This window comes from Allokutzneria sp. A3M-2-11 16, assembly GCF_024213555.1.
GTDB lineage: Bacteria > Actinomycetota > Actinomycetes > Mycobacteriales > Pseudonocardiaceae > Allokutzneria.
On record NZ_JANAVO010000001.1, the window covers coordinates 341,910 to 365,151 of the forward strand.

Genomic DNA, 23,242 nt, shown 5'->3' on the forward strand with positions numbered 1-23,242 from the left:
GCGCCTCGGAGCTTGTGGCCCCGTTCAGCGCCATCGCACCCGCACCCGTGCGATCTCCTCGAACCAGAACCGGAGATCGTCATCATCAGCAGCTCGGCGGTAGCCGAACAGGTGCGCTGCATCGTGGAAGCCTGGGCCGGGTGCATTCGCGGTCTTGCCGTACACCAACGAGGTCAGCATAGGCAGCTCGGCGAGGTGGCAGGCTTTCACCAGCACTTGCAGGAACGGCGAGACGGCGAGATGCCACTCCGGGTGTTGGCCGAGATCGGTGTCCGCCACCAGCTGCTTGTAGAAGACCATCCCGCGAGGAGATCGCGCGAGACCTTCAAGGTGGTCGACGAGCTGGCGGCAGATGACGCCCCAGGCTGCTTCGGAAAAACCCCACGAGCTTCGCCCTGAAGCCAGATACCAGCCGACAGCAGCGGTGAGGGTATCGTCAGAGATCAAGGTGGAACGATTTCGTGACATGCCTGCTCATCTCCCGCGCCTCGTTGTTGCCGGGAGATCGCCAGTCGCAGCACTGCCGTTACCCTCAGCGCGATGACAGAGCGGGCGCTGTTGTTGAACACGACCAACTCGATCTGACAACACCCACACACGCTTACCCCTGCAAAGCCCACGTAGACGAGCGGGTCGTCCCCAATCGAACGCCTCGGTGGGCGTAGTATTCAGCCAATTGCTACGGTCTGATTACCGACTCTGCACCGACTCTTTGTGAGGCATACACCCCATGGCACAGCGCACCATCGTCCAGCTCGTTGACGACCTGGACGGCACCGAGAGCGGCGACATCTCCCGCGTGGAGTTCGCGCTCGACGGCATTACCTACGAGATCGATCTGAACGACGCCAACGTGGACAAGCTCCGCAACGGACTCGCTCAGTACGTCGAAGCCGCCCGTCGAGTTGGTGGCCGGGCGAAGCGCGGCAGCGGTGCAGCAGCTCGCGGCGCGAGCGGCTGCGGACGCAGCAAGGAAGAACTCCAGGAGATCCGGGAGTGGGCACGGAGCAACGGACACGAGGTCTCCGAGCGCGGGCGGATCGCGACGAGCGTGCTGGAGGCGTACGACGCAGCGAAGGGGTAGCGCACATACGCCACAGCCTCCGGCGCAACCATCGCCGGGGGCTGTTGTTTCCCCTGCTCACCATCAGCTTATCCGCTCACATTTGACGATCAATCCCAAGCCGCTCATTCACTTGATGCGGGAAATTGCCCCACTCTGACTAACTTGAAATGATCCACTCACCCCAGTTCCGCCATTTCCACAAAGCATGGTCATCACGCTATCCCCACCTTGGACTTCTCGGGAAAACGTAGTCGACCTGTACCCCTTTGGACACGATAAGGTCCACATAGTTTTGCCGGTACGAAAATCCGCCCCTATAAGTCGGTATCTGAACTGATCGATCTTCTCTTGGATAGCTAGGGTGCCTCCCAGTAAAGTCACCTGAGGGGCAGCCCAGCTGCCCTCAGCATCAGTTACCTTCAACTCGCGCTTCCACATTCCCCCTGGTCGATCCAAGCTAAAACCAAGAAGGTACGCAGAGGCGTCGGAAACGGTTACCAAGCCGGCGAATCTAGCAACGTCGCCCTCGACATTTACACGAAAGAATATGCTGTCAGTTTGAGATCCTCCGGACACTGGGATATGAATCGCACCGGGTAACGTGATCTGATGCACTTTACGCCACCCGGAAAAGACTTCAATGATGTTACAGTGGCTGGAGAATGCCGTCGGAGTAGAACTCGATTGTCGGATTCCCACCGACAGTGTCTTACCGTCCACTATTGCACTCAGATCCTTACCCGTACCACACGCGTAGGGGACTTTTTCGCTATATGGAAACTTCTCTACTCGCAGCCTCTGAACCGATCGGGCTTCGTTCTCTTCCCAAACGCTCTCTGTTATCGTTAGAGTTGCGACCAACGCTGCTGTCAAAAACATGCCGGCCACACCAAATGCTCTCCTGCCCGCCCACGGGCGGAGAACGAGAAAGACCGCAGCGATAGCGCCTGGAAGCAATAGTCCGCCGAGATAATCAGATAGGAAGTACGTCTTGCCATCACGAATGGCGACATCGAAGAGATCCGGGTCTCTCTGAAACAAGAAACTATCCCGAAGAGCGCTCCGACCGATCAACCACGGAATCAAGACTGTGATGGCAATGAAGGCCAACCAGGCAAGAACCATCCAATCATGACGACGCCGAGCTACGATTCGTTCCTGTTCGCTTGACGCTCGAGTGTCGTCAAGTCGTCGCACAACTCGAGTTGGCTGTGCGCTGGCAGGCCGGGTTACGGAGCGGCGCACGGCACTTGTCCGGCTACTTGCACTCTTATTCATGGGAATTGGATCGGGCATGGCTACAAACCAGGCAACTGTGGAGTCATTCCTGGAGACCGGCGAACCTCCGAGGAGTGGAGTTGTATCGGCGCAAGGTCGGCGACACCTGTCACACCATCACGGCCGCAGGTCACACATATTGGCGAAGACTGAGAGACAACAGGTAGCGCTCTCTGCTTCAAAGCATCGTACGCTACGATTGCTCGACTAGAGGACTTTCCTCTAAGTGTAGGGCTCATTATCCGAACCACTTCGGCAACCTGCATCGACGCGACCACGCCGTTCAAAAATATGACTGACGGTGCTGGTTCCTCTGTTCCATAGCCGTGCGAACGTTCATATGCCTGCATTTCAGGGGACGCAAGATCAAAAGCAGCGCGTTGCGGATCAATGAACCCACGACACTCAAGACATCCCATACCCGGTGCCACGACCTGTACCTGACCGCCTATGCGATCGAGGGTGTCATCCTCGCCAATTCGCGCACCGGTGCCAGCATCGATCAAAGGAATTACATAGCGAACAGAGAGATGGTTTAGTACCAAGCGAGCCCCGTGATTGTCAACGCATCCGAGGATCAGATCTGCACTCTTCGCTTGCTCAAGTGCTTTTCTATCGAATATCGAAGCTTGCATTGCCGTCACCGTGGCAGATGGAGCGATACGCTGGATTACATTGCGATAGAAACTCACCTTCGACTGGCCAACATTTGAACCGTTTGCGCCAAGGAGCCGGTTGAGGTTGCTCTCTTCAATCACATCGTCATCAATCAGGACAAGATTTCCGACGCCAATGTGAGCCAGCTCTAGCGATACGAAAGAACCAAGGCCGCCGAGTCCAACGATCACCACCCTGGCTTTTGCGAGCGCTTGCTGAGTCGCTTTCCCTATCAGCGGAACCTGTCTCTCATGCGTACCAGAGATCCTGGTTTTCGTTTGGCTCGTGGCGCTCGTGGGCGTCAGGACTTGAACTATTTCATTCGAGTCTGCTGAAGAGCCTACGATCCGGACCGCTGTCACTGGCAGAATTCCAGCTGAGTGGCGATCATAAAAGTGTGCGTCTAGGGCTATCTGGCCCACAACCATCGTGGCGTGATGGAAATCCCCAGGGAACATTTTTGCCAGGCTGGGCATTTTTGCTTCATCGTTGACCCAGTCGATCCCACTGAACGTCGTGGAGCTTGACGAATCGAAGGGGTGTGAGTGAACCTCAACAAGGCTCCAACCCTCTTGGCGACAGCGAGTGAGGGCACGTGTAACAAACAGGGAATTTGGCCTGAGACTGGAAGTCGATTGGTAATCGAAGTCGTCCAGTTCTGCCAGTAGCAACTCGCGACCCACGAGCCGAATTCCATCTACCGTGAGGTTGTGGGCAACCAAGATGAACGCCAGTTGTTCATCTTGCTCGCAGCCAACGCGATCAGATTTGCGGATCAGATGACTGTGAAGTTCCTGCCACATGTCAGATGGCAACACAATCTCGAAGCGGCTGTTATTCATGGGCTAATTTCCTAGCCTTTTGCGATCCGTAAACACGGCTCTGATCAGGTCTAGGTACGTAATCAGGCTATGTCCTTTCGTCAAGTTTCCTGCCCCTGCTGGATTCCACCTATTGACATGCACGCAGAAGTGCCCCCACCCTTTATCTGTGTACTGCTGATCGGCCTCATTAAGGCCGCGAGAGAAAAAGTGGCTGATCGGTTGACCGGTGTCGGTCTTGAGATCGTGATCAGCCCAGAACCACTGGGGCGCTACGGACGGATAGCCAGGTGTGCCGCATGGGATATCAATAAGCACCTCGATTCGCTTCCTGTTCCAACCCTTGGCTATCTCCAACGACTTGACATGCAGCCACATCCCATCTTTCGTATCAAAAGTCACTTCTGGATAACGTTTGCTCAGTTCGTAACTTTCAGCCCTTAGACGACTAATCCTCAGGGTTGTCTCCAAGTCAGACATTTAGAACCCTTCATGTCGCGAATGTTTTGCGAGTCGGCTGCACCAATCAGCGACCGTAGATAAATGGCGTGACTATTGAGAAATCTGTTGCCTCTGAGGGAAGAGCCTCGTCGTCATTTAGCCTGAGAACCTCACCGTTAGGCAGGCTAGCCATTACCCAATCGCTTCGCACACTGCCAATTCCTTCCTTCAGGTCGAGTGCTGTCGGTTGATCTTTCTTCACCTCAACCACCTCACCGTTAACAACATACTTACCCACGTTCGCATCCCTCTTTCATGAAATGATATTTGACAATTCCCCAGCTCCTGCTTATATTCATAAGTACAACTAAGCAGGAACCCAGGGCATGGAAACACTCGAACCGAATGAACCGTCAAAGGAGCAGATACACAACGAAACTTTTCACTACCAGAAGATCGGAAGAATCGAGGCGCACTTCGATGAAGGACTACCAAGCTTGACCGTAAGCGGCGAGACATCTGACGGGGTATCTGTCGACTTTACCTTTTCCCCAAGCGAAATACTGGAATTAGCCGCGCTTGTCGCACGAAATCAAGAGATTATCGCCCGAGGAGTAGGAATTGAAGAAGAACTCCTGAAACTTGATCCGGCGGTCGCCAAGATCCGCACTGGGGAGCTGAACCCCATCCCGACGAACCAGAGTATTTATAGAAGCGCTTCCTAAGCCGTGCATTGAAGTCGAGCCGATGTCTACTGGTTACGGCACCGCCCTTCTAGTATCCGGCTTCAACTGAGTATCGTCCGTTCAGAGGCGCGTGTTAGCTACTGCTTCAACACGAAACGGACTCAAACTCGACATAGGCAATCGCCAAGAAGATGCCGGTTGTTCTTGAGGCAAGCGGGAAGGCGGGCGCATGTTCACCTTGTGAACTGAAGAGCAATCTGTGCACCAGACCTCGCCCACGGGATTTATTGCAGGTCAAGGGCACACCTTCGCTAGCTCGGCCTAGTCGACTAGAACCTTCGTCCCGGTGAACCAGCCGGAAATCAGCGAACACTCTGGTTTCCACGTGCTGTCCTATGCCGGTCGTTTGCCCGTCACACCCCGCAGTGTTCAGCTCGCGCATCCGAGTAGCTTGACCTCTTCGTGACGCCCTCGTTCACCGGAGCACCTGTATGGAACCCGAGTCCCTGGGCACTTGCCAGGAGTGCGAAGGCGAAGTGGTCCACCACGGCAACCGAGCGGTCTGCACCGACTGCGGCACGAGCTTCGACTAGAAGACCGCCGCGCCAGGACCGACGGCAACCCCTCCTCGACCAGACCACGAAGGCACGCACCTCATGACCGCCATGTCCTACCCGGCTCCGCACAACACTGAAGAAGCGCACCGCCACGCGAGCGACGCGGTCGCCAAGCTGCGGGACGCTCGAAACGGGCTGGATCTCGCCAAGCGGAGCTTGCTTGCCAACCAGCACGCTGCGCCGCGGGGAACGGTCACCTTGCTCTACGTCGCGGACGAAGAACTGGCCGCGCTCGTGAAGCAGCTCGAATCGCACGTTGCCCAGTTGCGGCATGGAGCGGTCTGTTCAACGGGCGAGGTGAAGTAGACGCTGGAGGTCAAGCCGAGGTGCGCGCTCACTGACCGATCTGCGGCCTGCCGTTCTGGCCGCCTTCGACCGTCCCCTCGACCACGGTGGGGTTGGTGCCAGCTTTCGTCGCCCGGCGCTTGGTGTATACGCACATGCCACCCGCCGTGCTCGCGGCTGTGATCGCCCCGGCAGTGATCGGCCCGGCGAAGATGAACAGCAGGACGATCGAGCTGAGCACCAGGACAAGCGGCACACCAACCAAGAGCAGGGTGCGCATGGTGATGTCCCAGTCGCTGGTGGCGTGGTAGTACGCGTCTATAAGGCAGTTTCCCTTACTGGGCTTGGTCTTCCGGCGCTGAGGAGTTGAACGACGACGTTCGAGGGTCACGGATGACGCTGGTTTCTCGTGTGGGCAGCCATACGTTTGGACTGCGGAGCTACTGGGCGGCGCGGCAGGGGCTACGCGAGCCGAGGACAACCCCGGCTCAGCGCTGCGGCTAGCAGGCAGTCACCTTCGTCATCTCCACCCCTCGTCCCCCGTGCAACGGCACGAGCCATCCAAGATCGAATATCTCGGATTGCTCTAGCCAGATTGGTTGCCCGAATTGTGCAGATGATGATCTTGATACTGCCACCCGCAGTTCACGTCATCCGTCGAGACGTCGAGATCGTGCGCCGAACGGCAAATGCCGATCGGTCGCTCAGAACTTGATATTCATTAGCGTCCGGGTAGGCGTAGTCCTTTTGGGGAACGGCAAATGCCTAGCTCACCCTTGCGGGAAGCTGACCATCGCCAGATCGGCGACACGCTGTGATTTGAAGTCGCCCTAGCCACTCGAACGAGACACGTCGCCTCGGTCAGATGGATACACCACGTGAGAACGTGGGCTTATCAGGCAAGTGCCACTCACCGGAACGCACCGGCATTTACCTAAGCGTTTTCTCCTCGACTTACGGCAAGTGGGTGAACGTCGGAGCGCTTGACCACCTCGTGCAAGAGCGAAAACGTTCTGCCCGGCCGTTCATTGACCGCTCATCGCAGGTCAAGGGCACTTGTTGAACGCTCACCGATCGGTCGTGCCGTCGGGCACGGGACACTCGGCCCCCTCCATGACAATTGTCATGGAGGGGGTAGATCGCCCCCGCTCGGCCCGAGATTCCCCCATTTTGTGCTTTTCCTCGGCGCCACGCGGACGGAGCCTCGAGTAAGGCGACCTTTCCTTTGGGGAGTACGGGGATACAAGGCGCAAGGAGGCGCCCGGAGGCTTCTGCGTCGCCCGACCGGAAGCAGGGAATCGCGGCGATCTTCTTCTTGCTGGAGGGGGCCACAGTCCATGGACGCCAGGGCAAAGACGTCCTTGCTCGGCGCACCCCTGCGGCGGCGTAGAAGTCCGCCACCCTGTCAGCATCTGAGATGGCACTGATCTTCCTTGGCTCAACCTGGGAACATCGAGGCACCAGCATGTCGTCTCCCGGAGGTTGCCCGTGCCGATCAAGAGCACCGAGACCCGCTTCCGCACTCGTGACGGTTTGCAGCTCGTCGGCACGCTCGTGCAGCCGGAGGCCGCTGCCGAACGAGCGGTGGTCCTGGTGCACGGCGGCGGTGTCACTCGTGACGAGGCCGGCTTCTTCACCCGACTTGCGGCCGGGCTGGCTGAAGCTGGTGTTGCCAGCTTGCGCTTCGACCTTCGGGGACACGGCGACAGTGCCGGACGTCAGGAGGATCTGACGCTCTCGGCGATCCTCAACGACATCGAGCTGGCGATCGAGCACGTTCGTGCCGCAGCTGGTGCTTCGTCGGTGAGCTTGCTGGGCGTCAGCTTCGCGGGCGGGCTGGTGGGGTACTTCGCGGCCAAGCGCCCGGAGCTTGTCGAGCGGCTGGTCATGGGCAACCCGCTGCTCAACTACAAGAAGCGCTTCATCGACGACAAGCCGTACTGGTCGGAGGACCGCATCCACGAGGATGCCGCGCGGGAACTGAACGAGCAGGGCTTCATCGCCCACTCCCCGACCTTCAAGCTCAGCCGCGGGTTGCTCAACGAGGTGTTCTGGCTCCAGCCGCACACGGTGCTCGGCGAGATCACCGCGCCCACGCTGATCATCCACGGCACGAAGGACACCTTCATCCCCGTGGAGTCCTCGCGCGGTGCCATCGCGCAGCTCGGCGCGGTGCACAAGTTGGTGGAGATCGAGGGCGCGCAGCACGGCTTCGCGGTGCACGACGATCCGCAGTACGCCGATCCGCAGAGCCAGGAGTGGCAAGCGTTCGTCATCAGGACAGTGGCGGACTGGATCACTGCGCCGGAGCCTGCTTGAGCCCGGCGCGGCTACGCGGTCACGGCCTCGCGAAGTTCACGCACACCTGCACGGTTTTCCCACGGCTTCAAGGTGTCGAGGACCTTGTGCAGCTCCTGCACCGTTCGCTGCGAGTTGGTCTCCGCCGCCAACGCCGCTGACACCACGCCGGTCCTGGCGGCTTCGTCCGGCTCGCCGGACAGCGCCAGGGTGGAGGCCATCAGCGAGAGGAAGTAGCCGTAGTCGCGGCGGGAGAAGTGGTTGGTAGACAACCATTCCCGGTACAGCTCGGTGGCACGGCGAGGCTGACCGGCTTCGGTGTAGCAGATGGCCGTCTGCAAGGTGAGCAGCGAGGTGTTGTAGTGGGCGCCGAGCTGGTGGTCGCCTGAATCCGCGCTGACGTCGGCGAGCAGTTGATGCGCCTCGTCAAGCTTGCGTTCCACCAGGGCGTTGTCCTCGCCGAGCATGGCGAAGCCGCGGGCTTCCTGTTGTGCGATCTCCGCGCGCACCTTGATTGGCAGGGACCACGGTCCGTCCTGTGCTGCCTGCGAGAGCGTCAGCATCCGGAGCGCGTCGCGGTCGTCGTAGGCGGCCTGGGCCTTCTTGAGCAAGATATAGCCCTGCATCGCGAAGTCGCCCGCTTCTTGTGCCCACTCCGTGGCACGGTCACGCCAGAACCCAGCCCGCAGCGGGTCATACGCGTCGCGGTAGAGCCAACCGGCGAACTCTGCACCTTGTGCACCAACGGAAAGCAGCTGCCGCCGGACGACTGGCTTCACGTCGCGCGCGTACTGCTCGATGGTGCGGAGGATGGTGAGCACGGCTGGCAAGGTCCGGCTGGCGCCGACCGAGCCGTCGTTGGCCTTGCACTGGTCGAGCTGGTTGCTGAAGTACTCGACGACGGAGCCGTCGAGATAGCGCCGGGCATCTTCTAACGCGGCGGCGACCTGTGGCATCGCGGCGAGATCGAGAGCCGGAAAGGCGGCAGCGGCGGCCACGCTGTGCTTCAACAACCAGCGGCGATTCTGTGGACTCACGGCGTCCCAATCAGTGGCAGCGTCGGGCGAGACGCCCGACCTGTCGCTGGTGACCACATGATCGAGCAGGGCGCCGAGGTCGTTGGTCGCCAGGGTGCTGGCGTTCAACGGGAGAAGCACCGGACGGCCGTCAACGATGACCGGCAAGACCACGTTGCCCGCTGAAGCTGACGACGCTCGCCGTGCCGACTCGTGATCGCAAGCAGCAGGGTCCGGTGCATGCGCGTCGAGTACGCCGTCGGACTCGGGAAGCGCTGTTGGCACCTTGAACCAGAGTAGGTCGGCCGGGATGTCGAGCACATGCGCCCACTGCATGAGCCGGATGAGGTCAGTGAGCCGCGGACCGTTCTCGATCCGGCTGAGCTGTGCCTGTGTCAGGTGGTTCCAGGTAGCCGCGACGCTCTGGGGAATCGTCGTCTCGTGGAACGGATGCGTGCGGAAGGCACGGATGACCTTGCCCATGTGCCACGAGTTCAGGGCGGTGCGCATCTCCTCGGTGTGCCAGAACGCCAGCGGCACGGCAGGAGGACGGAGCCGGAGATCACGAGCTGCCTTGCGGCACTGATGACACCGGGTCTCACGGTTGTCCCGCGCGAGCTTGGTGCCGCAGCGGCAATGCCGCGTCGTCTCCTGGGGTCCCATGGCGCCCGTTCCGTCCGTGAGGGTTGGTTGCGCTCAGTGCCAACCTAACCACGTTACGCAACTATCCCTACCAGGGGATATGCGTTTTGGGAATATCCGGATATCCCTTTTTCGGCATCTCGCCCTCTCTGCCAACGGACAAGGGTCATCCCCAGGCACCCGGTTCCGGGTCGATCTCCGTCCCCCGGCGCCGCCTGGTCGGCTACTTCTCCTAGCCCGGCCTGGCGCGGAAGTATCCCCGGTTCCGGGTGCCGTCCACTTTGGACGGATCACCAACCGGAGGCGAATGTCCCGTGGCATCCAACGTCATCCCCTTGCGTACCAACGGAAGTGCAGTGCCCCGGCAAGCAGCCGGGGCACTGCTGTTTGCTCGTGGCGATCACGACACCGCCGAGGTGCGGGACTCGATCAACGCCACCGAGCCCGACCAGCTGTACGGCCTGATCGCGCTCGCCCTGGTGCTGCACTACCCCGGGAAGCGCTCGGGGTTGTGCATGCGCTGCGGCGTCACCTGGCCGTGCGAACAGGTGCGGTTGGCGTTCCGGTTGCGGGAGGGGTTCTAGATGAGCCTCCCGGACGAGCGCGAGCCGCAGGACTGGCAGCGGCGCTTGCAGGTGCTCGAGGACGAGCTGTTCCAAAATGCTCTGTCTCCCAACGACATGTCGCTGCTACCGCTGGTCTACGGGTACATCCGCACCTCGTGCCACTCCTACAACAAGCTGCGGCGCTACCAGCGGCAGATCGCGACCTTCTGCGACCGCGAGGGCTACCAGTTGGCGGGGATTTTCTCGGACACGGCCACACCGAGCGATATGCGGCTGCGGCCGGGACTCGCCGGGCTGCTCGACGTCTGCGGCTTGCCGGATACACGCGGCGTGGTGCTGCCGAGCCCGCACCACTTCTCCTGGGACCTCACCACCTTCGAGGTGCTCGCCCGGCCGCTCCAGCGCACTGGCGTCCGGCTGCACTTCATCCACACCGGCGTCCCGGTGACGGAGATGGAGATGCCAACGACCACGCCGGACACCATCGGCAAGGAGATGGGCTCGCCGAGGAACAGCGGCGAGCCGAAGGAGAAGCCGAACGGCACGACGGAGGACCGCTCGAATCGGCGGCCGTCGTGATGTGCATCGTGATGGACGCGAGGAACGCCATGCGCTTCGCGATCGTCGGGCTGGAGTCGCTGATCTCCGTGCTGTCCAGCAGCTCGACGCAGCGGGAGACCGGACGGAGCCCGCGGTGATCCCAGAAGACAAGGACTTGTTCCTGGCGCTCGGCCGGATGAACAGCAAGCTGCAAGCCTTCGTGGTGGCGATGTTGGAACAGCAGCTCCTCGACGCCCAGGTGCACCACGACCTTGCCGACGAGCTTGAAGGGCTCGCCGTCCAGCTCCGGGCGCACGCCAATCGAGGTGTGGTGGTGGACGGCGAGACTCCCGACGAGCCGGCACCAGCTGAGCGGCGGCTCCTGCTTGCCGGTCGAGGCGAACAGGTTCTCCCTGTTCATGAGCACCGGGAGCCGGAGCGGTGAGCCCGGTGCGTCCGGGCACCGCAGAGCTGGTGGAGGAACTGCGGGCCGTCCTCTGGAACCTCGCTGATCCGGAAGACGAGCAGCAGCTTGTCCATGAAGCTGCGGAAGAACCGCTGCTTCGCTGCGCGGGGGCACTGTTCGTGTTGCTGCTCAAGCACCTGCCCGAGGACGGCGAACAGTGTCCGGTGTGTCCTCGGTGGCAACGCACAGGACTGTGGTGGCGCCGTTCAACGCGGTGCTCGGTGCGCACCGCGGCCCGGTTCTTCCTCACGAAGCCGATGGACGTGGTCTGGTGGCAGCTCCTTGCGCGGCTACAAGCCCCGGAGCAGATCGAGCTGGAAGAGGTGCGCTCCTGGCTGAACGCCAGGGCGGCGTACCGCCGCGAGCAAGGGCTGGACGGCGAAGGCGGAGAAGTGCACCGGTCTGGCGGGGGTGTGCGAGCGGATGAAGCAGAGACCGAGGTGCTGCCGAGACTGGGCGAGTAGCGGCGAAGTGCCGCAGCACAAAGCCCCTCCTCGCGGCTCGGACCTACCGAGCCTCACGGAGGGGTTTTGTCACGGTGACGAAGACCTACCTATTTATAGACAGCGAAGTTGCTCAGCGAGTTCGCCCTCTTAATCGACGACGCGCTCGAAGTTCCGCCGTGAAGCACGCTCGCATACCACACTAATCAGAGACGGGAGGCCCAAGCAATTCCTGCACGTCAGCGCGAAACTTCAGCCAGGGGTCACCGGCAGCATCACCACCGCTCCTATAGGCCGAACCCCATTCATAAATGATCCACATGTGGAAATCATTCCAAATGTGCTGATTTCCAAGCGGCAAGAGTTCATTCGCCTCGCGCAAGCGAATGAGCAACTCCGGGGTTGCTACAGCCAAAGGCATGCCGGCATCGATTGCTTGCTGGTAGCCGCCAATCTCGTCTAACAAGACCGCCAGCCTGGCCATATCAGTCATTGGTTCCATTTCTCCTCGAGTAATAGTCAAGAAAACGTGCTCGACCATCATGGCGTTAGCCCGCCAGCACGGCATGGCCCTCTTAGGGCGACACTAACCCTTAGGACTGTTACAAGTAGCCACAGAACCACGTCGGACAGATGTCATCTTTGATAAGGAAGGGGTCGATCGTGCAACAATTGCAATTCCCCACCGAAGGCGGTACCATTAAGGCAGATGGCTTTCAAAACAACCGAAATTTCCTATGTGCCTCCAGAAACAAAAGACTACGCTACGCGTGCTCTTACGCTTCTACATACATTCGAGCGCTTCGATCGCAGGCTACTTGCACACATGCTTGCGCCTAGTAACGTTCTAGCACTGGCTGGCTTACGTAGCATGAGCCCTTATAACGACAGGCTCCGGTTTGAGATTGATACGAAACAGTTTAAAAAGCTTCTGGCAAGCCATGGATTCCTATGGCTCAACGAACAACCCAATGTCACCGACCCCGAGTTGCCCTCGTATGCTCTTATCAACTTCAACGTGGCCGATAACCTGGCGGCAACATACCCACTTGAGACCATTTCGAAGGTAGGTCCTGTGCTGGAGAGGTCGGATTGGGGCTTCTTCGGCTGGCAAGCCGGGCTCGATATTGCAATCGTACGAGCTATCGAAAACGAGCTTCATTTCAGCGAATGGCTCAGAGATTGGTGGAGTCCGCATAATATTCGCTTTGGCATGCTATTAGGTTATCCGGGGGCAGCGATTTCCTCATTCGTTCAGGCGGAGGTTTCCGAGGATCGCCATAAGCACATGAAAACTATAATGATTGCGAACGACGTGTTCAAGAGTCCCGATGTCGCCTTTGTAATAGATGAGGATTACCTCGGCCGAGCAGATGTTGTATCTACGGTTGATACCTGGCGCACAACGCTTGCGAGAGTATACGAGACATATTCGGAAGACGCCCTCATGGGTGATGCCGAATTGGCGGGACTGATTAGGTTTAAGGTGTAGTGCAGCCTGGCCGACCAATTGATGCTGACCAGGCCGACGACACACCGAGGAATCAGCGACAAAACCTTCTACGCCTTATCGGACACTGGGTGATACGGATCCGTGGGCGCAGTCTCACACTTGTACCCGCCCGTACATTTATACTTGCAGGTTGTTGTCCAAGTAGCTCCACGCCCTCCACAGTTGCCGCATTTTACCCAAGTGCGTTTGACCCTACACGTTTTGCAGTAATGGTCCCTCTTGTCAGCCGTATACATCTGATCCCCTTCAGCTGGAGTGAAATTTCGCTGTCGCCAGCAATCAAGTTGAGAGTTGCCTCTGCCTTAGTCTGTGAATCGGATCTGGCAGGCGTCACCTAGCAAGCGCGTGACGAACAGGTAGCGCGCTTCTAATGGCCCCTTACTGACCACCCTCACAATAACCTCCTTCCGCTGTTCATCAGGCACAACAAAAAACACTCGAGGGAAATACTCTTCCCTCCAAGCGCGGTATGCGGTCCAGTACCGCTGACACTTTTCTTGGATCTTGTTCAGTTGCTCGGTTCCTCTATCCACCTCCAGCCAGTAGGTGCGCTTGATCCGCTTGGGCCGGTTACCTACTTCGATGTACGCGTCTGGAGTTAGAAGAACATCCCCAACCACCCGGTGGCATTCCGGCTCGGCGACGAATTGGATAAGTTCTAGTTGGCCAGTTTGCTCACGTCGCTTGAGCTCGGCGTAGCAATCGGCTATAGCGAGAGTGTGCAGGTTGACCGCTCGTGGAGCCCAAAAGACACCTGGCCTGCGTAGATGTTTCCAGCCAGCTCTGCCAAGCTGGTAGACGTACTGCGCCGATCCCCCTTGGTTGCCGCCGACGAGCCGATCCAAGCGTTCTAGGTATCTTCGTTCAACAAGCCGCTTTAGCGCGCGGTCAAGCGGCGTCTGTGAAGCAAGACTAGAAAACAGACTGATACCGATCTGCTTACTGGTCATCTGGCGAAACTTGCCGACCAACTCCACGAGGGCGCGATCCCGAGTGGAAAGCTCCGAGCGCCCTAACGCTGCCACGACGGCTCCATAACCAGCGCGTCATTGATGGCACGCTGCCACCCCTGGAGATACTGGCCGGCAAGTTCCAGGTGTTCTTTGGCGCGCTCAGCCTGAGCTACATGGGCATCGGCAACGGCAGCCTCTTGGATCGGGGTGAGTTGTTCGGTGCCCGTCGCCATGCCGCCGATCTCCCTGAGCTGCCCCAGCAGAATCTCGCAGGAGCGCCGCAAGTACTCCACTTCACCGAGAATGTTCCGCGTGGTGTGGTGCATGCTCATCCCCACTTCTGCGCACCGAGCTTCGGCTTGGTCTTGGTTCGGTCACTTCCTCGACGGCGCACATCGATCTGCGCCTCGACCTCCGCGATCGGTCTGCCATAGGTGGTGCGGCTCGCCAACCGGACGGCGTTCGCCACGCCGGTCGGCTTCATGGCTGGGTTCGTGGACACCGTGATCGGCGAGCTGACGCCGTCCTCGGTCGCGATGCGGACGATCGCCTCGTACGCGGCGAGGTTGAGGAAGTCCTCCTCATCCACCAAGCGGCCGAACTCCCGTTGCAGTGCACGGGCATCACGCGAACTGGTCTGGAAGACGACCTTGCTGCGCGCGTTCGCGAGGACCGCCTGTTCAAGCCCGCGCACCTTGGAGAGCTGATCGAGATCCTGGTGAGCAAGCACCAGGCCGAGGTTGAAGCTGCGCGTCTTCGCGAGCATGTCCGCGGCACTGATCGGTAAGTTGACGAAGTCCTGGAACTCGTCGAGGTACAGGAAGCTCGGCTTCGTCTTCTTCACCGTGCGCACAGCCGACCAGAGCGCGTTCATCAGGAGGGTGCCGGTCAGGCTGGCCGTCTGCTCGCCTACCCGGACGCTGTTCAAGTTGATGAGCAGAATCTTGTTGTCCTGCAACACTTCCTCGAACGTGAAGCTGCTCGTGCTCTGACCGATGATGTTGCGGATCTCCGGCCGCACCGCGAGCTGCCAGATGCGGTTGTGCACGGGGGCGGCCATGCGGTCGCGCTCCTTGTTGCTGTCGCTCAAGTAGCGCTGCCAGAACTGGTGCACGTCGCGGTTCTTGACGCTGCCGACCACCTGGTCGCGCCAGGCGACTTCTTCCGGCCCCTGCGGCGTGAGCATCGACGGCAAGTCGATGAAGGTGCTGCCTGGCGTCTCCGCCAGAGCGTGCAAGCCGTAGTAGAGGAGCATCGGGGCGTAGACGCCACCCCCGTCGCCGTACAGGTTGGTGATGAGCGCGCTCAGCTCGTCCACGGCCGAGCGCGTGGTGCCGGAGCTCAAGACGTTGAAGCCGACGGGGTGCGTCGCGTCGTTGACGTCCAGCACGATGACGTCCTTGATCCGCCTGCGCGGGACGCGGTCGAGCGCGGCCTGGAACAAGTCGCCCTTGCTCTCCAAGACGATGACGCCGTAGCCCTGCTTCATGTCCTGGGCGACCAAGTTGGCGAGCAACGTGGTCTTGCCGGTGCCGGTCGGGCCGACGACGTGCAGGTGCTTGACCGCTTGCCTGGCGGCAACGGCAACGGGGCGTTCGGCACCGGGGAAGTTGGAGCGGCCGATCACCTTGCCCTTCCTGGGCACCGCGGCCGACGCGGGCAGTTGCCGAGTTCTCCCCTGCGGCAGACCAGCTACATGCGGAGAACCGATCGGCCAGCCGAGGAGTGCGCTCAGCTCGATGACGCTGAGCTGCGTGCTGTACATCAGGTTGCCCTTGGCCTGCTCGATCTTCTTCGACAAGGCCGCCTTCGAGAAGGTCAGCTTCCTCCGGAAGCGCGCCCCTGAGCTGGCCGTGCTGCCCACGGCTGCTTGCACACGTCGAAGAAGCCGCTGGGCATGTTCAGCGTCGTCCGATCTGGCGGCAATGCGGATGGACACCAGGTAGCCAGGCTCAACGGCTTTGACCGCCTTGTGGGTGGAGCGGTCGTTCTTCACCGCCTTGGCTGCCATGGCTGGGGTAACAGCCACCTGGAGCAGAAGGGCCTCCTGATCCGCGGTGCCCTGCATCGCGGCCATCACCGTGGCTGCGGCGGCCTCGATGGACGGCAAGTTCATATCTCCCTTGGGCGAGGAGGAGGTCAGCTCGACCACGCTCGTCCACGGCGTCCGTGTTGGATCGGTCTGCGGCGCAACCCGAACCCCGGGGATCAGCGTGCGGAGCTGGGCAACGGCGTAGTCCGCGTGGCGAGGCGGAATCACGAGTCGATGCTGAAGGCCACGTGCATCGGCTTGAAGTTCAAGGACGGCAACGGCATCGCGGCGATGCGGAGCACCGAGGGCTCCGGCGAGCGCTCGCAGCCAGGCTTGAACCTGCGCCGGTTGTACATTGGCCGGGAAGACCAGGCTGTAGCGGCGGCAGCTGCCCGCCGGCTCCTGATGAACCATCGCTTCACCGCCACACGCGGTAGTACATGAAGCCGAAGATGGTCACGAGCACCAAGCCGACGATGAAGTACGGCACCATCGGCTCGACCGCCCACCAGAGCACGCGGGCGGTGACCGCGAGGAGAGTCGCAGTCACCAACCCGGCACGGAGCTTTCTGATCATCGCTGCTTGTTCCAGTCGCGGGCGATCCGCTCCATCGCGGCCTTGGTCTTCTCCGTGGCGAACTCGATGTCATCGATCATCTGGTTGCCGTGCTTGATGACTGCCTTGAGCTCGCGCTTGGCCTTGGCACTAGGGCTGTTGTAGATCCACCCTGCGATCAGCATCGCCATCACGAGTAGGAGAACGGGCACGATCACCCACCACAGGCTGGCCACGAGCCAGGCGATGCCCTGGATGGCGTAGCCGAGCATGACCATCAAGGCGAAGAAGCCGAATACCCAAGACAAGAACTCGTCCATCGGCTAGTCCTGCCTCGACGACCGAAAGTGCTGGCCGAGGTCGTGAGCAAGGTTGAGTTCGATGTTGCCCAGTGCTTGCTGCAACGTCGGGTTCTCCTGCACGAGCTGGCGGCGGTGGCGGTCAACCTTCATCAACGAGTGCGCGGCGTGACACCGTGCCTGTTCGTCATCCGCTCTCCGGGCTCGCCCCGGTTGTCCTTCAGGTCCCCCGCTCTTCGCCCGCTCAGCAGACCGCCGGAGCTTGCTCTTGATCGTGGCCAAGAAGGTGTGCGCGCACTTCTTCACGGTCATCACCTCCTAGAAGGCGCTGCCGCGCTGGATGCGGTTGACATGGTGGACGTACGCGATTTCGATCTCGGCCAGGACGCTGTTCAGGCCCTCGTCGCCGTTCGCGAGGGTGCGGCGGAAGTCGTCCACCTGCTTCACACCATCCATGGCGTCCATGGCGACATCGGTGGCGATGGCGATCTTGGCCTTCTTGATCACACCTTCAGCGGCCTCTTGACGAAGCCTCCCCTGCAACTGCCTAGCTTCACGCGATACCACGAGGCCCCCATGCGTCCGGAACAACGGCATGATCTCCGCCTGTGCCGAGAGACGCTCCAGCTCACTCATCGTTCGACCTCTCGCATGCTTGGCTCCAGGACGGGCCGTCTGCCCGTCCGCCGCAACGTAGGCGAAGCCCCGGGGCGTATGGCGAACTCCAAACAAGGATGGGTCGATGGCGCTAGAAGGCTCCCGTGTCGTGCTCGGCCATCAGCTCCGCTACCACCGGCGCCTCAGCGGCATGAGCTTGACGACCGCTGCGGCACTGCTTGGCAAGACCAAGGGTCATCTGAGCAACGTGGAGTCCGGCCGCGACGCCCCTAGTTGGGACATCATTGCCTTCTACGAAAACAACTTTCATGCAGACGGTCAGCTATGGGCGGCATATGTGGAAGTGCAAACGGGACCCCGGCCACCTCAACGTGCACCCGCTGCGGATAAACCAGATTACCCTATCCCTGGCGACGCTTCTGAGTTCATAGCCGATGTTACTATTCCCGATGGCACACTTATGCCGCCCCTATTCATTTTTGAGAAGACATGGCGGATCAAAAATTCGGGCACAGTACCCTGGATTGGTAGATTACTTGCACGTGATGGAGCCGCAGCCGGGTACGGCGTTCCGCATTCGCCAAGCCACACGCCCATACCCGACACGATGCCCGGCGAGATAGTCGATATTTCGGTCGCTATCCGCGCGCAACCTCTAGCCGGAACATCTCAGGCACGATGGAAGATGGTCGACAAAAACGGCTGGAAGTACTTTCCAGACAGATATGAAGGAGGACTCCTCTTGACGATTCTCGTCAGGGAAGGAGCGCCAACCCCAGATCTACGACGGTGGGCATGACAGCTCGCGGTTGACGGTATGACGCCGGAGCGGGCGAGGCTCTCCCTACGCCGTCGCCCCTCCATCACGTCGACTTACGTGATGGTCAATGGCTGTGTCTCCCATCGTCACCCTGGTATCGTTCGCCGCCTTTTTCAGCGCAGCCTTCTTCTGGCTACCTTCACGCATTGCTGCGTCGATCGATGCAGATGCCTCGTCATGCATCTCCGCAATCGGCAAGTCCGGCACGGCTTGAGCGAGAATAGTCAGAAGCTCCCAGCAGTCTGCCTTTTCTTTCCTGGCGCGATCCTCGTCCGGCACATGCTGATAGTCGCGAGATTTCATGGCCTCTAGATCGTGGCCCACGCGCTCGGCGTGACGACGGAGCGGCCCCGCAATCTCTGGGAATTGCGTCGCCCAACGGGCAATCTTAGAAGAGTGCGCCAGCCGCTGCTCATCGATTTCTCTAGCGATACGTTCCCGCTCAGTCCGAAAATTACGGGCCAAGTCAGGTGTTGCAGAGGTGACGTGAGGAAACTTCTCGTTCATTACTAATGTTAATTATAAGGTAAGCGTAGAAATATTCAACCCATGCGCATTCTGTCGCATATACGGCCATCGTTTCGGGCTAGTCGGGGCTCAACCTGTGCCCTTGACCCACGTCGCGAAGACTCAGCAGGCCGCAGCACCGCCGCCAGCCATCAGCGGCAGGGAGAAGGGCTCGCTGAAGTCGCCAGGCGCTCAGCGGCCGTCTGAGGCGGCAATGGTGACGCTTCCTCGACGCACCAAGACGGCCCTTGAAGGCATCGAACCAAGCTCCCGCAGAGCGCTGCCTTGGTTCACGTCCTTCAAGCCGCGCCGCCATGCCGGTTTGTCTCCCCAAGACCAGCCGCTCGATGTCTCCTCGCCTACCCGGCGCCCCTCGTGCACATGATCTTGGGATGCCCCCAGGCGTCGAGCCCAAGGCCAGCGACGAAGGGGTATTCCGCTCGCGGCAGCAGCCTTTCCCACTGGTCAGCGCCCTGGGAGCCGTGGGGCGATCCACACGGCGACGCACACACCTAGTTGATCATGAGGGGATCCATTTCCCCTGGTAGAATGGGGTTGTCCGAGGGTGAATAGGGCATCGCACGCCTCGTCCAGGAAGAGCACCCCGCGGTGCGCCCGGCTGACCGCGCCGGGTTTGGCCAGCCCCGTGCCGCCGCCGATCATCGCGGCGATCGACAGGGAATGGTGCGGGGCGACGAAGGGCGGGGAGTCGATCAACGGCGAGTCCGTCGCCAGGGCCCCCGCGACCGAGTGGATCGCGGTGACCTCCAGCGCCTCCTCCGGGGTCAGCTCCGGCAACAACCCGCACAGCCGCTGGGCGAGCATGGTCTTGCCCGTGCCGGGCGGACCTACGAACAGCAGGTGGTGCCCGCCCGCCGCCGCGACTTCCAGCGCCCACCTGGCCTCCGGCTGGCCCAGGACGTCCGCGAGGTCGGCCGAGGACACCCGCGACGCCGGGGCGCGCTCGGGCGGGGTCTCCAGTCCCTGTTGGCCGCGCAGGCAGCCGATCACCTCGTCCAGCCGGTGAGCACCGAAGACCCGCATGCCGTCCACCAGCGCCGCCTCGGGCAGCGCCGCCACCGGGACGATCGCCTCGCGCAGTCCCGCCCGCCTCGCCGCCAGCAGGCCCGGCAGCACCCCGCGCACCGGGCGCACGCGGCCATCCAGCGCCAGCTCGCCGATCAGGGCGATGTTGTCCAGCACATCCGGCGGGACCGCCTGGGCCGCGGCCAGGATGGCGCACGCGATCGCCAGGTCGTAGCCCGAACCACCCTTCGGCAGCGCCGCCGGTGAGAGCCCGAGCGTGATCCGGTGCGGCGGCCACTGCTCGCCGCTGTTGCGCACTGCCGCGCGCACGCGCTCCTTGGCCTGTTGCAGCGCCGCGTCCGGCAGGCCGACCAGCTGCACGGCGGGCAGGCCCGCGCCGATGTCGGCCTCCACCTCGACCGCGACGCCGTCCACGCCGAACAACGCGACCGACCACGCACGCGCGAGCCCCATTCAGACCACCCCGCGGCGGTGGTCGATGAACGTCCTGCCGTCCGGCCGGCACAGCACCGCGATCACGTCGCAGCGGATCGAGCACCAGCCGACGCGGTAGACGGACAGCCACTGGTTCGCCAGGGTCCGCATCCGGCGCAGCTTCACCCGGGTGACGGCTTCCTCCGGGCCGCCAAAGCCGGTGCCGGAGCGGGTCTTCACCTCGCACACCACCAGCACGTCCCCGTCCGCGGCGATCACGTCGAGCTCACCGAGGTGGCACCGCCAGTTGCGGCTCAGCACCACCATGCCCTGCCGTTCGAGGTAGCAGACCGCCAGGTCCTCACCCCGGCGGCCCAGCTCCTGGTTCGCCGCCCCACGTCCCGTCCCCACGCTTCCTCCCTCACCGCCGGTCCCACCTCGACGATGCGGCATCCGCGAAGTGGCCGACGCCCTCCGGAGGCGATCTGTGGACAGAGACCGTCGATGTGGACAACTAGGCGAACCAGGTGTGCCGGGGACACGAAAAAGGGGCGCGTGCCGTGCGCACGCGCCCCTGTCAAAGCCCCGAGTGGGTTACTGGCCGAACGGCCCCGGTTCCGGCAGCCGCAGGTCCGGTTTGTCCAGCTCCTCCACGTTGACGTCCTTGAAGGTGATCACCCGGACGTTCTTCACGAACCGGGCGGGCCGGTACATGTCCCACACCCAGGCGTCGGACATCCGCACCTCGAAGTACACCTCGCCATCGGCGTTGCGCACCTGCACATCAACGGCGTTGGCCAGGTAGAAGCGGCGCTCCGTCTCCACGACATAGGAGAACTGACTGACTATGTCGCGGTACTCCTTGTAGAGCTGCAGCTCCATCTCGGTCTCGTACTTCTCGAGATCCTCCGCGCTCATGCGGTCCGCGCCCCTCCTGCTTGCGAGCCTGCCACCCCGGACACGGGGGGCACCCCATTCTGAACCACCCCGGCTCGATCGAGGTGCAGCAGCCCTGATCTGACCCGGCGCGGCGCGCGCATGCCGTGTTCGGCAGCCGCCGCGACCACGTTGGCATAGGACCACCGGTGCTGGTCACTCGGCCCGTGTTTGACCAGCGCGGCGGAGTGGTCGGCGGTGGCGTAGCCCTTGTGCACGTCGAATCCGAACACCGGCAGGTCCTCGTGCATTCCTGCCATGATCCGGTCCCTCGTGACCTTGGCCAGCACCGATGCCGCGGCGACGCACGCGACCGCCTGGTCGCCCTTGACCACCGCCAAGTTCGGCGCGGTCAGCCCCGGCACCCGGAACCCGTCGGTCAGCACGTAGCCGGGGTGCTCGGCGAGCCGGGCGACGGCCCGCCGCATGCCCTCGATGTTGGCCACGTGCACGCCGATGACATCGACCTCGGCGGCGTCGACGACCACGACCGCGTGATCCACCGCCCGCTCCAGGACCAGGTCGAACATCCGGTCCCTGGCCGCCGCGGTCATCAGCTTGGAGTCGTTGAGGCCGTCCAGCCTGCGCACGTCGCCGGGGCGGAGCACGCAGGAGGCGATGACCAGCGGACCGGCGCACGCGCCCCGGCCAGCCTCGTCGACCCCGGCCACCGGCCCCAGTCCCCTGCGGACCAGGGTGGACTGCAGAGCCCATGTGCCGGTGCTGGAACGCACGACCGCCCTCGGCGGACGCGGCACGGGTAGCCGCGGACCGGGGGCGGTGCGCATCGTGGCGGTCATCAGCGCCGGATCTCAGTCCTGGCGGATCATCCGGGAGCGGATGCCCCGGCTGGTGCGGCGGAACAGCCACAGCACAGGCCAGGCCGCGGCCAGACCGAGACCGGCCGGGATACCGGCCTGCCACGCGGGCGCGGAGAGCGCTACGGCCTGCGGGTTCGGGTTGTCGATGCCCTGCCAGCGGCTCGGCGGCAGCACGATGAACTGCGCCTTGCCGATCACGTTGGCCACCGGCACCGGCCCGTGGTTGTCCGCGCGCGAGTCCGAGGAGTTGTTCCGGTTGTCGCCCATCATCCAGAGCTGGCCCTCGGGGACCTTGACGGGAGCGAACTCCTCCTGCTTGTCGCCGCGGCCCTCCTCGTAGTGGATGTAGGGCTCGTTCAGCGGCTTGCCGTCGACCTTGAGCTTGTTGTCCGGAGTGCAGCACTCCACGGTCTGGCCGCCGACGGCGATCACGCGCTTGACGAAGTCGCGCTCGTTCGGCGGGGCGAGGCCGATCACCGAACCGAGTTCCTGGAACCAGCGGACGACCACGTTCTCGGAGCGGTTGTCCTCGAACTCGGTCTGGCTCCACGAGTCCGGTCCGCGGAAGACCACCACGTCACCGGGCTTGGGATCGGTGAAGTTGTAGGTGATCTTGTCGACCAGCACCCGGTCGTTCGTGCACCCGTAGCAGCCGTGGAGGGTCGTCTCCATCGACTGCGAGGGGATCACGTAGACCCGGGCCAGGAAGGTCTGGATCAGGAAGGTGAGCACCAGGGCGGTGAGGATGAGGATCGGCAGCTCACGCCAGAAGGAGCTCTTCTTCTTCGTCTTCGCCTGCTTCTCGCCGACAGGGTGATCTCCGTCCGAGGAGCTCGAATCGGGATCACCCTGTGCGGCGGGCGAAGGATCTAGTTCGGCCACGACGCCAGGCTACGCAGGTCTG

At 61.8% G+C, this 23,242-nt stretch carries 29 protein-coding genes and 1 pseudogene; 10 read left to right on the plus strand and 20 right to left on the minus strand.

Going from position 1 to position 23,242, the window contains the following annotated elements:
* Positions 1–24 precede the first annotated feature (24 nt).
* Positions 25–447, minus strand: coding sequence for a hypothetical protein (locus NLX83_RS01725; RefSeq protein ID WP_254233095.1), 423 nt, complete (start codon positions 445–447; stop codon positions 25–27).
* Positions 448–730: 283 nt separating this feature from the next.
* Between NLX83_RS01725 and NLX83_RS01730 the strand changes: the two genes are divergently transcribed.
* The gene (locus NLX83_RS01730; RefSeq protein WP_254233096.1) at positions 731–1,084 is read left to right on the plus strand and encodes a histone-like nucleoid-structuring protein Lsr2; all 354 of its coding nucleotides are present in this window, start codon (positions 731–733) and stop codon (positions 1,082–1,084) included.
* Between the two features lie 1,280 nt (positions 1,085–2,364).
* Here NLX83_RS01730 and NLX83_RS01735 read toward each other — a convergent pair.
* From NLX83_RS01735 to NLX83_RS01745, 3 genes are read right to left on the minus strand one after another with little or no spacing between them, the layout of a single operon-like run.
* Positions 2,365–3,843, minus strand: coding sequence for a HesA/MoeB/ThiF family protein (locus tag NLX83_RS01735; protein ID WP_254233097.1), 1,479 nt, complete (start codon positions 3,841–3,843; stop codon positions 2,365–2,367).
* 3 nt (positions 3,844–3,846) lie between these two features.
* On the minus strand, positions 3,847–4,302 hold the full coding sequence (locus tag NLX83_RS01740) for an E2/UBC family protein (RefSeq protein WP_254233098.1): 456 nt from the start codon (positions 4,300–4,302) through the stop codon (positions 3,847–3,849).
* Between the two features lie 46 nt (positions 4,303–4,348).
* A complete protein-coding gene (locus tag NLX83_RS01745; protein ID WP_254233099.1) occupies positions 4,349–4,561 on the minus strand; it encodes a hypothetical protein in 213 nt (70 codons plus the stop codon).
* 88 nt (positions 4,562–4,649) lie between these two features.
* Here NLX83_RS01745 and NLX83_RS01750 point away from each other — a divergent pair, with 88 nt between their 5' ends.
* Both NLX83_RS01750 and NLX83_RS01755 read left to right on the plus strand, forming a co-directional pair.
* A complete protein-coding gene (locus NLX83_RS01750; RefSeq protein ID WP_254233100.1) occupies positions 4,650–4,988 on the plus strand; it encodes a hypothetical protein in 339 nt (112 codons plus the stop codon).
* Positions 4,989–5,605: 617 nt separating this feature from the next.
* On the plus strand, positions 5,606–5,872 hold the full coding sequence (locus NLX83_RS01755; RefSeq protein ID WP_254233101.1) for a hypothetical protein: 267 nt from the start codon (positions 5,606–5,608) through the stop codon (positions 5,870–5,872).
* A 28-nt stretch (positions 5,873–5,900) separates the two neighbouring features.
* On the opposite strand, the gene NLX83_RS01760 is transcribed toward NLX83_RS01755, so the two are convergent.
* Positions 5,901–6,242, minus strand: a complete 342-nt coding sequence (locus NLX83_RS01760) for a hypothetical protein (protein WP_254233102.1) — start codon at positions 6,240–6,242, stop codon at positions 5,901–5,903.
* 1,097 nt (positions 6,243–7,339) lie between these two features.
* On the opposite strand from NLX83_RS01760, the gene NLX83_RS01765 reads away from it, so the two are divergent.
* Entirely contained in the window at positions 7,340–8,170 is an 831-nt protein-coding gene (locus tag NLX83_RS01765) for an alpha/beta hydrolase (protein WP_254233103.1), read from the plus strand.
* 11 nt (positions 8,171–8,181) lie between these two features.
* Here the strand turns inward: NLX83_RS01765 and NLX83_RS01770 are convergent, their stop codons facing one another.
* Positions 8,182–9,705, minus strand: coding sequence for a helix-turn-helix domain-containing protein (locus tag NLX83_RS01770; protein ID WP_254233104.1), 1,524 nt, complete (start codon positions 9,703–9,705; stop codon positions 8,182–8,184).
* 458 nt (positions 9,706–10,163) lie between these two features.
* Between NLX83_RS01770 and NLX83_RS01775 the strand changes: the two genes are divergently transcribed.
* The 4 genes from NLX83_RS01775 (at position 10,164) to NLX83_RS01790 (ending at position 11,843) form a co-directional block, all read left to right on the plus strand.
* Positions 10,164–10,391 carry a hypothetical protein gene (locus tag NLX83_RS01775; RefSeq protein WP_254233105.1) on the plus strand — a complete coding sequence of 76 codons (228 nt, stop codon included), beginning with the start codon at positions 10,164–10,166 and terminating at the stop codon, positions 10,389–10,391.
* On the plus strand, positions 10,392–10,952 hold the full coding sequence (locus NLX83_RS01780) for a recombinase family protein (RefSeq protein ID WP_254233106.1): 561 nt from the start codon (positions 10,392–10,394) through the stop codon (positions 10,950–10,952).
* 115 nt (positions 10,953–11,067) lie between these two features.
* Complete coding sequence (locus tag NLX83_RS01785; RefSeq protein WP_254233107.1) at positions 11,068–11,358, plus strand: hypothetical protein; 291 nt, start codon at positions 11,068–11,070, stop codon at positions 11,356–11,358.
* Positions 11,355–11,843 (plus strand): hypothetical protein, encoded by a 489-nt coding sequence (locus tag NLX83_RS01790; protein WP_254233108.1) that lies wholly within the window; start codon positions 11,355–11,357, stop codon positions 11,841–11,843. Before NLX83_RS01785 ends, NLX83_RS01790 begins: the two co-directional genes overlap by 4 nt.
* 181 nt (positions 11,844–12,024) lie before the next feature.
* Here NLX83_RS01790 and NLX83_RS01795 read toward each other — a convergent pair whose 3' ends face one another.
* Positions 12,025–12,366 (minus strand): hypothetical protein, encoded by a 342-nt coding sequence (locus tag NLX83_RS01795; RefSeq protein WP_254233109.1) that lies wholly within the window; start codon positions 12,364–12,366, stop codon positions 12,025–12,027.
* A 165-nt stretch (positions 12,367–12,531) separates the two neighbouring features.
* Between NLX83_RS01795 and NLX83_RS01800 the strand changes: the two genes are divergently transcribed.
* Entirely contained in the window at positions 12,532–13,314 is a 783-nt protein-coding gene (locus NLX83_RS01800) for a hypothetical protein (RefSeq protein WP_254233110.1), read from the plus strand.
* Between the two features lie 323 nt (positions 13,315–13,637).
* Here the strand turns inward: NLX83_RS01800 and NLX83_RS01805 are convergent, their stop codons facing one another.
* The 7 genes from NLX83_RS01805 to NLX83_RS01830 all read right to left on the minus strand — a co-directional run bounded on the left by NLX83_RS01805 (position 13,638) and on the right by NLX83_RS01830 (position 17,811).
* Positions 13,638–14,360: a replication-relaxation family protein gene (locus NLX83_RS01805; RefSeq protein ID WP_254233111.1), complete on the minus strand. Its 723-nt coding sequence runs from the start codon at positions 14,358–14,360 to the stop codon at positions 13,638–13,640.
* Positions 14,348–14,620, minus strand: a complete 273-nt coding sequence (locus tag NLX83_RS01810; RefSeq protein WP_254233112.1) for a hypothetical protein — start codon at positions 14,618–14,620, stop codon at positions 14,348–14,350. The genes NLX83_RS01805 and NLX83_RS01810 overlap by 13 nt, the downstream gene beginning before the upstream one ends.
* Positions 14,617–16,734 carry a type IV secretory system conjugative DNA transfer family protein gene (locus tag NLX83_RS01815; protein WP_254233113.1) on the minus strand — a complete coding sequence of 706 codons (2,118 nt, stop codon included), beginning with the start codon at positions 16,732–16,734 and terminating at the stop codon, positions 14,617–14,619. Before NLX83_RS01815 ends, NLX83_RS01810 begins: the two co-directional genes overlap by 4 nt.
* A gap of 4 nt (positions 16,735–16,738) precedes the next feature.
* A complete protein-coding gene (locus NLX83_RS01820) occupies positions 16,739–16,897 on the minus strand; it encodes a hypothetical protein (RefSeq protein WP_254233114.1) in 159 nt (52 codons plus the stop codon).
* Entirely contained in the window at positions 16,894–17,196 is a 303-nt protein-coding gene (locus NLX83_RS01825) for a hypothetical protein (protein WP_254233115.1), read from the minus strand. Before NLX83_RS01825 ends, NLX83_RS01820 begins: the two co-directional genes overlap by 4 nt.
* Positions 17,197–17,199: 3 nt before the next feature.
* A complete protein-coding gene (locus NLX83_RS40750; protein ID WP_256562947.1) occupies positions 17,200–17,328 on the minus strand; it encodes a hypothetical protein in 129 nt (42 codons plus the stop codon).
* A gap of 165 nt (positions 17,329–17,493) precedes the next feature.
* A complete protein-coding gene (locus NLX83_RS01830) occupies positions 17,494–17,811 on the minus strand; it encodes a hypothetical protein (RefSeq protein ID WP_254233116.1) in 318 nt (105 codons plus the stop codon).
* A 172-nt stretch (positions 17,812–17,983) separates the two neighbouring features.
* Between NLX83_RS01830 and NLX83_RS42200 the strand changes: the two genes are divergently transcribed.
* Positions 17,984–18,592, plus strand: coding sequence for an NBR1-Ig-like domain-containing protein (locus NLX83_RS42200; RefSeq protein ID WP_374118754.1), 609 nt, complete (start codon positions 17,984–17,986; stop codon positions 18,590–18,592).
* A gap of 45 nt (positions 18,593–18,637) precedes the next feature.
* Here NLX83_RS42200 and NLX83_RS01835 read toward each other — a convergent pair whose 3' ends face one another.
* The 6 genes and pseudogenes from NLX83_RS01835 to lepB form a co-directional block, all read right to left on the minus strand.
* On the minus strand, positions 18,638–19,120 hold the full coding sequence (locus NLX83_RS01835) for a hypothetical protein (RefSeq protein WP_254233117.1): 483 nt from the start codon (positions 19,118–19,120) through the stop codon (positions 18,638–18,640).
* Positions 19,121–19,696: 576 nt separating this feature from the next.
* A pseudogene (locus tag NLX83_RS01840) lies at positions 19,697–20,620 on the minus strand (YifB family Mg chelatase-like AAA ATPase); the annotation flags it as partial.
* Positions 20,621–20,992 (minus strand): YraN family protein, encoded by a 372-nt coding sequence (locus tag NLX83_RS01845; protein ID WP_254233118.1) that lies wholly within the window; start codon positions 20,990–20,992, stop codon positions 20,621–20,623.
* A 183-nt stretch (positions 20,993–21,175) separates the two neighbouring features.
* Positions 21,176–21,499 carry a DUF2469 domain-containing protein gene (locus NLX83_RS01850; protein WP_030430520.1) on the minus strand — a complete coding sequence of 108 codons (324 nt, stop codon included), beginning with the start codon at positions 21,497–21,499 and terminating at the stop codon, positions 21,176–21,178.
* Positions 21,496–22,317 carry a ribonuclease HII gene (locus tag NLX83_RS01855; protein WP_254233119.1) on the minus strand — a complete coding sequence of 274 codons (822 nt, stop codon included), beginning with the start codon at positions 22,315–22,317 and terminating at the stop codon, positions 21,496–21,498. Before NLX83_RS01855 ends, NLX83_RS01850 begins: the two co-directional genes overlap by 4 nt.
* Positions 22,318–22,329: 12 nt before the next feature.
* On the minus strand, positions 22,330–23,220 hold the full coding sequence (lepB, locus tag NLX83_RS01860; RefSeq protein ID WP_254233120.1) for a signal peptidase I: 891 nt from the start codon (positions 23,218–23,220) through the stop codon (positions 22,330–22,332).
* Positions 23,221–23,242 lie beyond the last annotated feature (22 nt).